Annotated in this window: 10 protein-coding genes; 4 read left to right on the top strand and 6 right to left on the bottom strand. The window is 58.4% G+C overall.

Annotated elements, in window-relative coordinates:
* Positions 1 to 5: 5 nt before the first annotated feature.
* The gene (locus IDL90_RS07600; protein ID WP_182142018.1) at positions 6 to 797 is read right to left on the bottom strand and encodes an electron transfer flavoprotein subunit beta/FixA family protein; all 792 of its coding nucleotides are present in this window, start codon (positions 795 to 797) and stop codon (positions 6 to 8) included.
* 205 nt (positions 798 to 1002) lie between these two features.
* On the opposite strand from IDL90_RS07600, the gene glgX reads away from it, so the two are divergent.
* Positions 1003 to 3222 carry a glycogen debranching protein GlgX gene (gene glgX, locus IDL90_RS07595; protein ID WP_316930310.1) on the top strand — a complete coding sequence of 740 codons (2220 nt, stop codon included), beginning with the start codon at positions 1003 to 1005 and terminating at the stop codon, positions 3220 to 3222.
* 248 nt (positions 3223 to 3470) lie between these two features.
* Here glgX and IDL90_RS07590 read toward each other — a convergent pair whose 3' ends face one another.
* The gene (locus IDL90_RS07590) at positions 3471 to 4079 is read right to left on the bottom strand and encodes a carbohydrate ABC transporter permease (RefSeq protein WP_187994996.1); all 609 of its coding nucleotides are present in this window, start codon (positions 4077 to 4079) and stop codon (positions 3471 to 3473) included.
* Between the two features lie 104 nt (positions 4080 to 4183).
* Positions 4184 to 5332 (bottom strand): ABC transporter substrate-binding protein, encoded by a 1149-nt coding sequence (locus IDL90_RS07585; RefSeq protein ID WP_187994995.1) that lies wholly within the window; start codon positions 5330 to 5332, stop codon positions 4184 to 4186.
* A 57-nt stretch (positions 5333 to 5389) separates the two neighbouring features.
* On the opposite strand from IDL90_RS07585, the gene gnpA reads away from it, so the two are divergent.
* Positions 5390 to 7660 carry a 1,3-beta-galactosyl-N-acetylhexosamine phosphorylase gene (gene gnpA / locus IDL90_RS07580; RefSeq protein ID WP_187994994.1) on the top strand — a complete coding sequence of 757 codons (2271 nt, stop codon included), beginning with the start codon at positions 5390 to 5392 and terminating at the stop codon, positions 7658 to 7660.
* Positions 7661 to 7792: 132 nt separating this feature from the next.
* Here gnpA and IDL90_RS11725 read toward each other — a convergent pair whose 3' ends face one another.
* Together IDL90_RS11725 and IDL90_RS07570 are read right to left on the bottom strand one after the other, a co-directional pair.
* Positions 7793 to 8992, bottom strand: coding sequence for a galactokinase family protein (locus IDL90_RS11725; protein ID WP_187994993.1), 1200 nt, complete (start codon positions 8990 to 8992; stop codon positions 7793 to 7795).
* Positions 8989 to 9810: a nucleotidyltransferase family protein gene (locus IDL90_RS07570; RefSeq protein WP_187994992.1), complete on the bottom strand. Its 822-nt coding sequence runs from the start codon at positions 9808 to 9810 to the stop codon at positions 8989 to 8991. Before IDL90_RS07570 ends, IDL90_RS11725 begins: the two co-directional genes overlap by 4 nt.
* 129 nt (positions 9811 to 9939) lie before the next feature.
* Between IDL90_RS07570 and trpS the strand changes: the two genes are divergently transcribed.
* On the top strand, positions 9940 to 11058 hold the full coding sequence (gene trpS, locus IDL90_RS07565; protein WP_187994991.1) for a tryptophan--tRNA ligase: 1119 nt from the start codon (positions 9940 to 9942) through the stop codon (positions 11056 to 11058).
* Here the strand turns inward: trpS and glgP are convergent.
* Positions 11052 to 13676, bottom strand: a complete 2625-nt coding sequence (gene glgP / locus IDL90_RS07560) for an alpha-glucan family phosphorylase (RefSeq protein WP_187994990.1) — start codon at positions 13674 to 13676, stop codon at positions 11052 to 11054. The genes trpS and glgP overlap by 7 nt on opposite strands.
* 134 nt (positions 13677 to 13810) lie before the next feature.
* Here glgP and IDL90_RS07555 point away from each other — a divergent pair, with 134 nt between their 5' ends.
* Entirely contained in the window at positions 13811 to 15919 is a 2109-nt protein-coding gene (locus IDL90_RS07555; RefSeq protein ID WP_187994989.1) for a maltotransferase domain-containing protein, read from the top strand.
* Positions 15920 to 15925 lie beyond the last annotated feature (6 nt).

The raw sequence follows: 15925 nt of genomic DNA, 5'->3' as shown, positions 1-15925 counted from the left end.
CCTCCCTACTTCTCAATCTTGTCTGCGAGGAACGCAGCCAACGCGCTGCCGCCCTCGCCGGAATCTGTGATGACCACGCCCTCTTCGCGCTGAACGGGGGTCGCCGCGACCACCTCAATCGCGCTGATGGGCAGGGACTCAAGTTCGCTAGCAGGACCCGCCCAATCCCAACCTTCCCAGATGTCAAGGGGCTTGGCCCGAGCTGCACGAAGGTCCTTGAATGACGGATAGCGGGGCTCGTTGACCTGGTCGGTCACGGAAACCACGACGGGGGTACGTGCCTTCAGCGTGTCCAGTGAGCCATCAACCCTGCGCTCGACGGTGACGGTGCTGGGAGCATCGGCAGCAATCTCAACGGAATGGGCAATGTCGAGCAGCGGCCAGTTCAAGTATGTTGCTAAAGCGGGTGCAAGCATTGAGGTCATTCCATCGAGGCTCGCCATTCCCGTAAGCACCAGGTCAACCGGCCCTTCGTCCCCGATCACTTCGATCGCCCGAGCAAGGATTCTGGCGGTTCCAACGGCATCTGCCCCCGCAAGTGAATCATCGCTAATGAGGACACCACGGTCCGCTCCCATCTGCAGGGCTCTCACCAGTGCGTCCTCGGAGTCTGCCGGTCCCATTGTTAGCGCAACTACTTCACCGCCCAGATCTTCGACAATCGAAACGGCTGCCTCAATGGCGTGTTCGTCCAGTTCATTGAGGACATCATCCTCACCGCGTACCAAACGCCCCTGCTCTATTCGCCTGTCCGAGTCAGCATCTGGGACATGTTTTACACATACAACGATTCTCATGAGAATAGTCTGCCATGCACATTTGGACGCTTGTTGGTGAGATCGGGCTCTGAAGGTCAGAAGATGGTGCAAGCTTGGGGTATGAAGAGCCATGCCTTGGAGTGGTGGCGGAGCGCAATGGACCGGGGGGAACAACGTGACAAGCCCTAATGCAACGCGGCCCAATGAAACCGTACTTCTCCCCTCGCCCACGCCCGTTCCTCGAGTGAGCCCCAACCCTGACCGGATTGGGGTTTGGGTGTGCCCTGACGGGGGTGTGGATATCTCAGTAGTTGCAGCACATGCGACCGCAGTTGACTTCTGTGTGGTGTCGGGAGAGGGAAGCGGAAGAAGAGAACAACGCTGGGCCCTTCACGGACCTGACAGAGGCCTGTGGCACGGACACCTCGATGGCATTAGCGAGGGCGCAACCTATGGGTTCCGAGCCTTCGGCCCGTGGGACCCCGATGCGGGGCTCTACTACAACCCTTCAAAATTCCTTATGGATCCGTATGCGCGCGCCATCTCAGGCACCCCTGAACTGAGCGCGGCTCTGCACGCCCACCATGTCGACCACGAAATGTACCCGACGACATATCCTCTCGCGCAGTCGAACCTCAACTCCGCCCTGTTCGCCCCCGTGTCCGTGGTGATTGGCAATGGCTTCGCTATCGCACCACGCCCTCGTATCAGCCCCGATCACACGGTCCTCTACGAGTTGCACGTTAAGGGTTTCACCAAGAATCTCCCTGGCGTACCGGAGGAACTCAGGGGCACTTATGCGGGTCTCGCCCACCCAGCAACAATCGAGTACATCAAATCCCTCGGCGTGACGACACTCGAGCTTCTCCCTGTCCACGCGAAGATGGATGAACCCTTCCTCACGGAACGTGGGCTAACAAACTACTGGGGATACTCGACGATGTCGTTCTTTGCCCCGGAACCATCGTTTGCGACCCGGTCCTCACAGTCGCAAGGGCCGCGGGCCGTTGTTGACGAGTTCCGCGGCATGGTTTCTATCCTGCATGGCGCCGGGATAGAGGTCATCCTGGATGTTGTCTACAACCACACGTGCGAGGGCGGAGACACTGGACCGACTGTATGTTGGCGCGGGCTCGACTCTCTCCTGTACTACCGCCGCGTCCTCGACCGTCCTCGCTACATGATTGATGACACCGGGTGTGGCAACACGTTGAACTTTTCGGAAGAACGCGTCGTGCAGATGACCCTGGACTCCCTGCGCTACTGGGTTGAATCGATGGGTGTTGACGGGTTCCGTTTTGATCTCGCCACAACTCTTGGTCGCCTAGACACGGGGTACACCGACTTCCATCCCTTCCTGGTTGCAGCGGCTCAAGACCCCGTCCTACGTGACGTCAAGCTGATTGCGGAGCCTTGGGATCTTGGCCTCGGCGGCTGGCAAACCGGGCATTTCCCGATACCGTTCGGGGAGTGGAACGATCGCTATCGGGACTCGATTCGCAAGTTCTGGCTGACGGACTTCCAACAGCAGTCCGCTGGACGGCAGGTGTCCGGTCCCAATGATCTGGCTACTCGCCTATCCGGATCTGCAGACATGTTCGGATGGCAACCGGGCGCGAAGCGTGGCCCGCTGGCTTCCGTCAACTTCCTGACGGCACACGACGGATTTGCCCTGGCCGACCTCACCTCCTACGACCATAAGCACAACATGGCGAACCTGGAGAATAACCAGGATGGCACTAACAACAATCACTCCTGGAACCACGGCGTTGAAGGAACGTCCGCAGCGTCTGCTATGAACCCGGATCTAACCGATCCGACCGGTGTTGTTGAGGAGCTTTCATACGCACGTGAAAGGTCACGTCGCAATTTGCTAACAACTCTGCTGGTGTCGGCAGGAACGCCGATGATCACGGCCGGGGATGAGTTCGGCCGTACGCAATATGGAAACAACAATGCATACTGTCAGGACTCCCCGATCTCCTGGGTGGACTGGGAAATGGATGAGAGCCAGGAGGACCTGCTCTCCTGGGTGCGGTACCTACTTGAGCTCCGCGCAGCACACCCCGTGCTACGACCCACGTCGTTTGCAAGCGGACAGATCCCCGAAGGCGACACGCTGCCTGACGTTTCCTGGTTCACCCGGAAAGGTTCGCCCATGAGCGCCGACGGATGGTCGGAGCCCAAGAACCGCGTCTTCCAAATGCGCCGATCAGGACGAATGCTCGACGATGTGGATGCCCTCGTCGTGATCAACGGGACTCTTAACCCGACAAAGATCACGCTGCCGGAGAGCCACGGGAACCCCTGGGTCCTGGTGGCTGACACGTCTTGGCCGACGCAACGTGAGGGCGGGATTGACTCGGCTGCCTTGGCTCTGGCCCAAGGCGAGCAGGCTGCGGTGGGTGGAAGCGACACCATGGAGCCGCAGTCGTTGGCGGTGTACTTCTCGGCAAGTCGCTAGCGCAGACCAGGGCTTTTCCCGGCCATTCAGAGTTGGTTAGGCCTCACGGAGCCAACTCGGCCCCGCCGGCCATATATCACACTGTTTTGCAAGCCGTGCTGGCTCCCTAATCCCTCCGGTGCGAACAAGCCAGCGGCGCCAGCTAGTCAACAAGTCAACAGTGCCTGCCGCATGCGGACCCTGTGGTGTGACAAGGGGCACGACCCGTTGGGTCGTGCCCCTCATTCGTGAGTCCTTGATGGATACTCCTACGCGTGCGCCACGCGCCCTCGTTCTATCCCTTGACTGAACCTGCGGCCAGGCCCGACTGCCAGACCCTTGACCAGCGGGGAGATCTCCGGAGTATATAGGTAGAGCCAGACCATCGCCGCGACAATGCCGGGGATTGCATAGGGGAGGAAGTTGCCCAGGCGGAATATTGCAACCCGCTTAATGATCAGTGCATCGATGAGCAGCGCTAGCACCAGCGCCATAATGATCATCACTGGGATCTGGAAGAGCGTATAGAGGACGACCCGTCCGATGCCATCCCAAAAGCGCTCGTTTGTGATGACGTACTTGTAGTTCTCTAGTCCGACGAAGGAATCAACGAGGTCGCCACCGCCGAAGGCCCCACCCCCAGCAGGGACCTTGCGTGTGAATGACTGCTTGATCGCGACCCCAATAGGGATCAGGAATACCAGGATAAAAGCAAGCGTAAAGGGGGCAACAAAAGCCCACTCTGCGCGTGCTTGACGACGAGAGACTGCCTTTGAACCAGCCTTCCCGCGCTTTCCACTACTTCGAGGTCCACCCAGAGGTTTATCCTTCGGGCTTAGCGCCGGGTCAGCCAGCGTAACTGTGTCTGGTGTTGACATCTCGCTCCATCGCGTCTTCTCTTACCGCTTCATACTCGTGAACGAGGGCGACCTTTCAGAGAAGGCCGCCCCCAATCACCATCATTCAGGCTACTTCGATACTTCTATTCGGCAACCGGGAGGTTTCCGTCAGTCAGCGCCTTGATTGACGCATCCTGTGCAGCAGTGTAGACATCTGCTACCGTTCCGGAACCGGATCCGGCTGCAGCCGCGGCCTCAACCATGGACGGGCCAACTGCCGAGAAGAACGGCATGTAGGCGAAGTCTGCGGAGAGGTTCGCATTTGCGGTTGCTAGCTCAGCGAAGACATCCTGGCCACCGTAGAACGCAGAAATGTTCTCCGGGGTGGTCATCTCACCCTTGGCGGCAATCACGAGGCCCTGGGAAACCAGGTCATCGATCTGGGTGTTGAACCAGTTATTGAACTCCATGGCCTGCTCAGGGTGTTCACAACCCTTCATCACTGCAACGCCTGAACCGCCATCGGGGCCGGTCAGCGCGCCAGCACCGAAGTCAGGAAGCTGTGCGACTGCCCACTTGCCGTCATTGTCGGTCCCAGCCATTGTGTCAACCAGCAGAGGAGTCTCCCAAGCAGCACCAATGGTGCCGATGAGTTCGCCATCGGTCAGCGACTTGCCAAATGCGTCACCCCAACGCTCAAGAACCGAGACGGTCTTGTCGTCGAGCATCTTCTGCCAGAAGTCAGCAACCACTGCGGAGGCGTCAGAGTTTGCGTCAACCTTCCACTCATCGTTCACGAAGTTGTACCAGGAGCCACCGGCAGCAGCGGACTGTGCAGACAGCCAGTACTGAGCCTCATCGGGCTGGAAGGTTGCGATGTACTTGCCAGCGGCGGCAGCAGTTGCAGCCGCGGTCTGGAACTCTTCGAGAGTGGTCGGAACTTCAATGCCGAGCTCTTCGAATGCAGCCTTGTTGTAGAAATAAACAAGGGGTCCGGTGTCCTGCGGGAGACCAACAATGGTCTCACCGACCTTCATCATGTTGAATGCGCCAGAGTAGTTCGACTCGTACTGGGTTGCGTACTCCGTGACGTCCTCGGTCAGACCCTTAACAAAGAGCTCCGGGACCTCTGAGTAGCCGAGCTGCGCGAGGCAAGGTCCGGCACCAGCGTTGATGTCGGTCTCAACCTTCTTGATCATTTCCTGAGCCGCACCATCGAACTTGGTGGCGGTGACATGAATGTTGGGGTTCTCGGTGTTCCAGCGGTCAACGATGTCGTTGACCTTGGTCATACCTTCACCATCGGGTAAGAACTCATCTAACAAAACCTACTCGTAGACAGGACTGTTGTGACCGACGCGAAGCAAGAGAACAGAGCCCCCGCGGGGCGCCTGACCCTACCGATTGAAACAGGCATCGACGACGAGATTCACGCTCTTATGGAGAGACTCCAGGTCGATGCTGTGCGCAACTCAGACGGCACGGAGCTCCCCGACTGGGTGAGCGATGGTTTTGCCAAGGTCTATTCGACATACTTCCCTGCTCGAGGCGACGAAGAATGGGCAGTATCTGTGCCGGAGCAGCGCGTACGCCAGTTCCTCATGTCCCGCCCGGTTACGGCGACCTCGAACGAAGCCCTGTCGATCAACGTCATGGAGGGCTACCTCAGTGCCCAGTTCACACCTGATTTGGTAGCGGATAGGGAGCACTACTGGCAGGTGATTGATCGGACGACGGGAGAAACACTACCGACAAGTGCCTGGACGGTCACTGCAGCACCACCTCTTCCCATGGAGGCGGGCGCAGACGTAGTGGGAGACTATCCCGATGATGCCGGATCGGCGATTGTCGTCATCGACTGCCCTGCGCCCTTCCACATCTACACGGTGGATTTTCTTGCAAAACAGATCTGGGACAGCACCCAGACATACAACTACATCACGAATCACTGGGCAGATGACCCCACGCGACGTAAGGACCGCACGTACGATGTCGCGTATCCCGAGACTTGGAACCACGTCAAAGGGGCCCTGGGCACCTGGCTGGATGCTCACCCCGAAGTGGATGTCGTGCGGTTCACGACCTTCTTCTATCACTTCACCTTGGCATTTGATGACCACGCCCGTGAGAAGTACGTCGACTGGTTCGGCTACTCCGCTGCCGTCTCGATCCCGGCGTTGGAAGAGTTCGCTGTAGAGCACGGCTGGCGAATGACGCCGGAAGACTTCATCGATGCCGGCCACTACAACACACCTCTTCGTGTTCCCAGTAACCAGTTCAAAGCATGGGTCGACTTCACTTCGCGCCGCGTATCTCAGAAAGCTGCCGAGCTGGTGGCAATCACGCATGATGAGGGACGCGAAGCCATCATGTTCCTTGGCGACAACTGGATCGGAACCGAACCCTATGGACCATATTTCCCCGCCATCAATCTGGACGCAGTTGTCGGGTCAGTTGGTTCGGCCGCAACTTGCAGAATGATCTCGGACATTCCCGGCGTGCGCTACACCGAGGGCCGATTCCTCCCCTACTTCTTCCCCGACGTGTTCAACCCAGAAGGTGATCCGATCGGCGAGGCCGTTGTGAGCTGGGCGCAAGCACGTCGTGCCATCGTCCGCAAACCCCTCGACCGAATTGGCTACGGAGGCTATCTCTCCCTAGCCTTACAGTTCCCAGACTTCATCGACAAGGTTGAAGAGATTGTGGCCGAGTTCCGCTCGCTTCACGATGAGAGCAATGGGGAGCTGCCAGCGAACGCAAAGCCGGTTGTGGCGGTCCTCAACTCTTGGGGCGCATTGCGAACCTGGCAAACCTACATGGTCGCGCACGCACTGTGGTACAAGCAGATCTACAGCTACGTCGGAGTTATCGAGTCTCTGGCTGGACTTCCTCTTGACGTCCGCTTTATTTCGTTCGAGGACGTCTGCTCAACGCAGGGAAGCATCCTCAATGATGTCGATGTCATCATCAACGCTGGCGCGCGAGACACTGCTTTTTCCGGTGGAAAGGAATGGAATAACCCCGAACTCCAGAGGCTGGTCCGCGAGTTTGTGTGGAACGGAGGCGGCTTCGTCGGGATTGGTGCGCCAACCGGTGTCACCCCGGAGTCTGGCCCCGCGATTATCCTGGACGATGTGCTCGGAGTTGACATGGAGATCCACTGGACTCTGTCGTCCACGCGCCACCCTGAAAGCCCAGTCCAGGGCCACTTCATCCTTGAAGACCTCCACGGCGACCTCGACACCGGGGAAGATCCCGGTGACATGATCGCGACCGGTCCAAATGTGCAGGTTTTGGCCGAGGACGAAGGCTCAGTGAAGTTGGCTGTCAACAGCTATGGGCAGGGGCGGGCCGTCTACATTGGTGGACTGCCCTACTCGGCTGCGAACTCCCGCCTACTCATGAGGGCATTGACGTGGGCGGCGAACGCTGAAGGTCAGTGGCGAGATGTTCTAGTTACCACGAATCCTGAGGTCGAGGTTGCGTGGTACCCGAACGTGAGCCGCGCATTTGTCTACAACAACTCTGCGGACGAACAATCCACCGAAGTGGTCGGAGCCAATGGATTCAAGCGCGATGTCACGCTGGATGGCTACGGGAGCGCTTGGTTGGACGCCTAGCCACTTGGAGCACCCCAAACGTATACGTGGGGGGGCGGAATGTTCGCCTGGGGTACTGCCCCAAGACGTGCATTTCTCCCCCACGTATACATTTCGCGAAAGACGAATCAGGAGCCAGTGCTGGCCCGCCCTCTACACCCTGTGTGCCGACTCCGCCGGTTCCGTCAGAAGGGTCGAAGCCCGTTCTGAGTGCTCGGGAAACTCCTCAAGGTATGCACGGAGCCAGTTCGCCGCGAAGGCCTCTGCTTCATCCGTGCGTACCAACGCCCAGACAGACCCGCCAAACCCCGCCCCAAACCCAGATGAACCAACCGCTCCTAGCTCACGGGCAAGCCTCTGCAGCGCATTGGTCTCAGCGACCTGGTTACCCAAATTGGCATCCGCGTTCTCATGCGACACCTGGGCGGCTTGGCCAAATCCCTCAACATCGCCATTTCGCAGTGCTTCAATCGCGCTGGGGATGGCCTGTTCCATCTCTACTAAGTAGGCGTTCAGTCTGGCCAACAGTAGCGGGTCTTGCTGTGCCCAGAGAAGCATCTTCTCCCGAGCGCCCTCCTCAGCGAGCACTTCAGCCAGGGTGTTTGCCGAGCCACCGCTCTTGGAGCTCCACAACTCCGCCAGCCTGCGAACCTGTAGTGAGGCATTGTTGTATGCCTGCAGTGCCGCGCCGGTCTTCTCAGCAAGCACCCCTGACACAGCAATGACAAAGGTCCATCCGTCCGGAAGTGACACCGCTCCCTCCGCAACTGTGGGGGCAAACCGGAAGATACCCAATTGTCCAGAATGACAGTTGAGCATTGCCGCGTGGTCCTGGGAACCACCAAATGTTCCAACCCCCCGCGCACCGGGAAGCGCTTTGAATCCGAGGCCGTTTTCAATGGTTGCAAGGTACGCCGCCATGTCGACCCTGTCCAGAATGTTCTCACTCCATGAAGGGTTGTTCCACAGGTCGTTGTGGTCAGCAAGAGCCAGAGCGACAGAAACCACCAGTGCGGAAGAAGAGCTCATTCCCGAGGCTAAGGGCAGGGTTGAATCAACCTCAATGACCACCGGCTTCAATGCCCCGAAGTTGAGGGTCAATCGATCGATCGTTGCCTGCACGTAGTTGCCCCAGTGCCCTGCAGGCAGCTCGGAGGGTTCCCCCGCCACCAACTGAACGTCACCCTCGGCAGCCGTTGATCTTGCGGTGACTGTGCCGGGGAGGGCTCCGTCAGGGCCATCCGTCGCCGATGCTGTTACACCCTGCTGTGAAGCAATCAGCAGTGACCGTCCACCCGCGTAGTCAGTGTGCTTGCCGAAGACTTCGACGCGTCCGGGCACGAACCAGCTCACAGAACTACTTCCAGTTCATTGAGCGCGTCTGCAACGGAAGCAATGTCGTCACGGTTCGACATGTCGAGGACGCCCTCTGCCAGTGGAACCACGGTGAAGGGATCCCCGTCAGCAATTGCCTGCCTGACGGCATCCTGCAACTCATACTCTCCCCTGGTGGAGAGTGGCACCTGCTTCGCAGCCGCAAAGATCGCGGGTGTAAAACGCCACAGGTTCATCGAAACCACGGCCTCGTCCCCCAGCCGAGCAATGGTCTGCGCGTCAGGCTTCTCAACGATTTCTTCCATATTGCCATCAGCGTCCGCAACCACGAAGGCGAAGGCACCCACCCGGTCCGCGGCAATGTTTGATTTCTCAATCAACGCCTCGGGATCAAACCCGATCAAACCGGAGCCATCAAGTTCGTGGAGCGCGCGGTATGCATCAACGGGGTAGTAGTTGTCGGAGTTGAGCACGACCACAGCGTCCTCGCCCGCAAACTCCTCAGCAGCCAGCACCGCATTGGCCGTACCAAGGGGCTCCTCTTGGATCGCATACGAGATCTTCACGCGAGACTTGGGAATGGAATCGTAGTAGTCACGAATGATGTCGTGTTCGGGGCCGATGACAAGACAAATGTCGTCATATCCCGCGTCTGCAAGGCCGCTGATCACGTAGTCGAGGAAAGGCCGTCCAAAGGAAATCATTGCCTTGACTCCCTGGTCTGCTGCGGCAGACTGCTCTTTCGTCAAGGATGCTTCATCCGACTCGCGGCGCATACGCGACCCTAGTCCACGGGCAAGGATAACGGCCTTGTTTGGCTTGGAACTATCGCTCATTCTGACTCCGTATGCAGTAGCAACTGTTGTTCATTCGCGCCATTGACGCCTGTTTAGTCTAGCGAGGGTTCGCCCTCCTTGAGGGCTTCGCAGCTTTGAGTATGCGCGAGCCAAGATAGAATCGTGGCCATGTCAAATACACAGGAGCAAGAAATCGCTATCCCGGAGGGCGACAGTCAGGTCAGCACCGCCTCTGTTCGCAAAGCAGTTGAGCGTTCTAAGGAGATTGAGCGGGAAATCGACCTCGACCCAAGGCGATTTCGCGTTCTTACAGGTGACCGACCCACGGGAAAACTGCACCTTGGCCACTACTTCGGGACACTGAAGGGGCGCGTTGAGCTGCAAAATCGCGGCGTCGAGACGTGGATCCTGATTGCCGACTACCAGGTGATTACGGACCGTGACGGCGTCGGACCAATCCGGGAACGCGTCCTCGGCTTGATGGCAGACTACCTGGCTGCTGGAATCGACCCCGAGAAATCGACGATCTTCGCACACTCTGCGGTTCCGGCCCTCAACCAACTGATGATTCCATTTCTCTCCCTGGTAACAGAGTCGGAACTGCACCGGAACCCCACCGTCAAAGCGGAGCTTCAGGCCACCGGAGGGCGAGCGATGTCAGGGTTGCTCCTCACCTATCCCGTCCACCAGGCGGCTGACATCCTCTTCTGCAAAGCGAACCTGGTCCCAGTTGGGCAGGATCAGTTGCCCCACATCGAACTAACCCGCCAGATCGCAAGCCGCTTTGATCGTCGCTATGGCCGCGACAGTGCCGGCAACCCGGTTTTCCGCCGCCCCGATGCACTTCTCTCGAAGGCTCCAGCCATTCTTGGAACCGACGGCACGAAGATGAGCAAGTCACGTGGGAACACCATTGAGCTGGGGATGAGCGCCGATGAGACCGCCAAGATCCTCAAGAAGGCAAAGACTGACTCAAATCGGGTAATCACGTACGACCCCATTGCACGACCCGAGGTTTCAAACCTCCTTTTGCTGGCATCCATGGCTTCTGATGAAGAACCCGAAGCAATCGCCCAGCGAATCGGTGACGGTGGAGGCGGCGTACTGAAGGCTACGGTCACGGAAGCAATCAATGACCACCTTGCCCCGCTACGCGCACGGCGTGCGGAGCTGGAAGCTGATCCGGGCTATCTCCTGTCCGTTCTCGAAGCAGGAATCACGCAGGCAAATGAAACAGCCAACGCGACCCTGCTTCAGGCACGTGAAGCCATGGGGATGGTCTACTGACCGAAGCTCGTGGTGGTGTGCGCCGCGACCACGGTGGATTCGGCGTTTGCAACCAATCCAAGCTCTGCATCCGAGGCCGTAAGTTTGCTGTGAGGAACAACCCTCACGGCAAACCCAACCGCACCTGAAACTGCCAGCTTCTCGGTGGCGGCAAACCTGTAGGCATCGTTCTCACCGCCATTGACTGGGGTGAGCTCAATAATCTGGCCACTCACTATAGAATCGTCACCCCCTACCCTGCCAAGAACCATTTGCACCTGAACGTCGCTTGGGGAGAGCCCGCCAAGAGCAACCCGCGTAGCGACCTCGACGTTGTCACCCAACTGCACCACGTCGGGGAGTTTGGCCTCCACATACTCCACGTGCACTTTGGGCCAAGCGGCCCGAACCCTCTTCTTCCATGCAGCCAGCTCACGTGCGTTCTTATACGGTGAAACATCCAGCATCCGCGAGGCGGCAGCAATAGGCGTGTAAAGCTGCTGCACGTAGTCCTGCACCATCCGCGTCGCCTGGACCTTCGGCCCCAAAGTCGCCAGTGTATGGCGAATCATTTCAACCCAGCGGCGCGGTGTTCCCTGGTCGTCTCTCTCATAGAATCTGGGGGCAATCGTGTTTTCTATGAGGTCGTAGAGGGCGGCTGCTTCGATCTGGTCACGACGCGCGGGGTCATCCACTCCATCCGCGGTTGGTATCGCCCACCCATTGGACCCGTCGTACATCTCATCCCACCAACCATCGAGAATCGACAGGTTCAGCGCTCCATTGAGAGCACACTTCATCCCTGATGTGCCGGACGCCTCGAGCGGTCGCAACGGGTTGTTGAGCCAGACATCGCAGCCTGGGACAAGTACGTGAGCCAAACCCATGTCGTAGTTGGGGAGGAACGCAATCCGGTCACGCACTCTTGGGTCGTCCGAAAACTGCACCAGACGTTGGATCAGAGAGACACCCTGTTCATCATCAGGGTGCGACTTTCCAGCAATAACCAGCTGTATGGGCCTGTCCGGATCTGTCAGCAGACGAACAAGCCTCTCAGGGTCCGACAGCATCAACGTCAGGCGCTTGTATGTTGGCACTCGGCGCGCAAACCCGATTGTCAGAACATCAGGATCTAGGATCGTGTCAGCCCACCCGATCTCAGCCGGTGATGCTCCACGCTCCAGCCAGGACTCCTTCATTCGTTCGCGCGCAGCTTCCACGAGGTTGACCCGCAACTCACGACGCTTCTCCCAGATGACTCCGGATGGCACGCCTCCCTGCTCACGTGTTCGTAGCCAGAACTCTCCGTCTGCGTCTTGCGACGGTGTCATGTACTCCAGAGCCATCGATTGGAACCGAGGATCGCGCCAGGTTGGGCCGTGCACCCCGTTTGTTATGGAAGTGATCGGCACGTCGGCCACATCGAAACCTGGCCACAGCTGCTGGAACATTCCACGGGAGACCTGGCCATGGAGTTGCGCCACGCCATTGGCCATGCGGGCCATGCGGAGACCGAGAACAGCCATGTTGAAAACGTGTGGGTTTCCGCCCTCGTACGACTCCTTACCCAACGTCAGAACATCTTCCACCTCTACTCCAGGCAGCGGCATCGCTGCTAGGTACGGGCGCACAACATTCTTATCAAATCGATCGATACCTGCTGGGACAGGGGTGTGCGTCGTGAACAGCGTGCCAGAGCGGACCGCTTCAACTGCGGACTCAAAGTCCATAGTTGAGTCCGTCTCCAGGATCTCCCGCAGCCGCTCCACCGAGAGGAACCCGGCGTGCCCTTCATTGCAGTGATACACCTGGGGGCGCGCAGAACCCGTTATCCGTTCGAATGCTCGCAGCGCCCTGATCCCACCCATACCGAGGAGCAGCTCTTGTTCAAGGCGATGCTCCGCTGACCCCCCGTAGAGACGATCGGTTACTTGACGTGAGATCTCATCATTCTTGGGAATGTTGGAATCCAGGAGGAGTAGTGGTACGCGGCCCACATCGGCGATCCACACCTGAGCATTGAGAACTCGTCCTCCAGGAAGAGGCAGTGACACCAGCGTCGGCGTCCCATCTGCTTCCCTAAGCAGTGTCAGTGGGAGATTGTTGGGGTCAAGTAGAGGGTAGGTTTCCCTCTGCCATCCGTCCCTTGTCAGAGACTGCCTGAAATATCCGGCACCGTAGAGCAATCCCACACCGATGATTGGTACACCCAGGTCCGAGGCCGATTTGAGGTGGTCACCTGCGAGGATACCCAGGCCGCCCGAGTACTGGGGCATAACCTCCGTGAGCCCGAACTCCGCGGAAAAGTACGCTATCGCCTCCGGCTTGTCCTCATTATCGAATGCCTCTTGGTACCACTTGGCTGCGGTCATGTACTCGCGCAGCTCCTCGTCGAGCTGCTGTGCTTCCAAGACCACGCCGGCATCTGCCGCCAACTGTTGGAAACGCTCCGGCGTGATCTCCCCGAGGAGTGCCACCGGATCGTGGTTCACTCTCTCCCATGCATCAGGCGCCAGAGAGGCGAAAAACTCAACGGTCGGATAGTGCCAGCACCATCGCAGGTTCCGTGCCAGGCCGTCAAGGATACTCAGTTCCGGCGGAAGAACCGTGCGGACTGTAAATCTACGTATAGCTTTCACAGGGCAAGCTTATGTCACACAACACACTTTCTTGCCCGCCTGTGAAAGATTCTTCGGGCGCAACGGATCTCAAGGCCATAACGTCATTCATGAACTTGGTCTGGTCATTGCCCCACACTCGGTAAGCTGTGTGTGTGAACACGAATGATCCGCGCCTTCTCAGCCGTATACCTGCCATCGAAGTCTTTCCGGTAGTTGCCGATGCGACCCTCCCCGCAAAAGCAACCGAAGGTGAAGCATTCCCTGTCCGCGCAACTGTCTTTAGGGAGGGCCACGACCAGTTCGGTGCCGAGGTCGTCCTCGTAACTCCGGACCGCAAAGAATACTCTCGTACCCGCATGTACCTGATTGCTCCGGGAGTTGATTGTCTTGAAGCGTGGGTTATGCCCGACGCTCCTGGAGACTGGTCGTTCAGGATTGACACGTGGTCTGATCCGTGGGCAACTTGGAAGCACGATGCATCGATAAAGATCCGGGCCGGTGTTGATGCGGATCTCATGTGCGAAGAGGGCGCGCGCGTGCTGGAGCGGGCGGTTCGCGGAGACTACCGGAGGGCCCAGCGTCCCCCAAGTGTTCCCGCCTACCGCAAGGTCAAGCCGGATAGCGACGCTGGAAAGCAGATGCTCTTGGCAATCGAAACACTTCGCGATACTTCGATCTCCCCGACGACACGGTTCGCCGCTGCAGTCTCATCCCGACTCGAGGCAGCAATGGCGGCTTACCCGCTGCGAGACTTCATCGAATGCACCGTGAAGTACCCACTGCGTGTTGATCGTAGGGCCGCACTGTACGGATCCTGGTACGAAGTGTTCCCTCGCTCCTTCGGCGCAGTTCAAGCCGAGGACGGAACCTGGAAGTCAGGAACGCTCAATGCGCTAACCGCAAGCGTCAAGAACATCGCCTCCATGGGCTTCACAGTCCTCTACCTCACCCCAGTCCACCCCATCGGCACCACGTTCCGCAAGGGTCGTAACAATGCCCTGGATGCTCACCCGGGAGACCCGGGATCGCCATATGGGATTGGTTCGCCAGATGGAGGCCATGATGCCCTTCACGCGGACTTGGGGACGTTCAAAGATTTCGACAGGCTGGTAAAAGAGGCCGCAAAGCAGGGCATGGAAGTCGCCCTCGACCTAGCGTTGCAGGCGTCGCCTGATCATCCCTGGGTCACGGAGCACCCCGAATGGTTCACCACCCGCGCCGACGGCACCATTGCCTACGCTGAGAACCCACCTAAGAAGTATCAGGACATCTACCCTCTCAACTTCGACAATGATCCTGAGGGCATCTATCAGGCCATTGTCGACGTAGTGGAAGTGTGGATCAGCCACGGTGTGCGGATATTCCGCGTCGATAATCCCCATACCAAGCCGATCCCGTTCTGGCAGCGCTTCCTCAACTACATGCACAGAACGCACCCCGACGTCCTCTTCCTAGCGGAGGCCTTCACGCGTCCCGCGATGATGAGAACCCTGGGAATGGTGGGGTTCCAGCAGTCCTACACGTACTTCACCTGGCGGGAGTCAAAGCAGGAGCTAATCGATTACTTCGAGGAGGTCGCGAAAGACACCGCGTATGTTATGCGACCCGCGTTCTGGCCTACCACTCACGATATCCTCACGAACCAGATGACCACCGGCGGCACCTCAATCTTTGCGATTCGGGCAATTCTGGCTGCTACCGGCTCACCGACCTGGGGAATCTACTCGGGCTATGAACTGGTTGAGAATGTGCAGCGGCCTGGCTTTGAAGAGCAGATCGACAATGAGAAGTATGAGTATCGTGTCCGCCCTTGGGACGCCATTGAGCAGGCCGGGATCACTGGCCTTCTGAAGCAGTTGAACTCTGCGCGTGCGAGCCACCCGGCCTTGCAGCAGCTGCACCAAATCACGTTCCACCACACCACTAATGAGAACGTCCTCTGCTATTCAAAGCACGTCCCCGCCCGTTTCTCCCCGACTGGCAAAGACGACACCGTGATCGTTGTGGTGAGTTTGGATCCCCACAACGAGGTCGAATCAACGATCTACATTGACAGAGATGCCCTGCTGGAGCCGGAAACAAGGACCCGCCTTGGCGCGATGGACGGCCATGAGGACAGAGGCGCACCTGTGGCACTGGAACTGGTTGATGAACTCGACGGGGCAACCTATCAGTGGGGCCGGGAGAACTACGTTCGACTGTCTCCGTGGACGCGTACTGGGCACGTCTTTTCTGTGCGTGCCATCAGCACTCTAGAATAGGTTCAC

This window comes from Schaalia sp. JY-X159 (genome assembly GCF_014525425.1).
Lineage (GTDB): Bacteria > Actinomycetota > Actinomycetes > Actinomycetales > Actinomycetaceae > Scrofimicrobium.
This window is presented reverse-complemented; position numbering and strand designations above follow the sequence as displayed.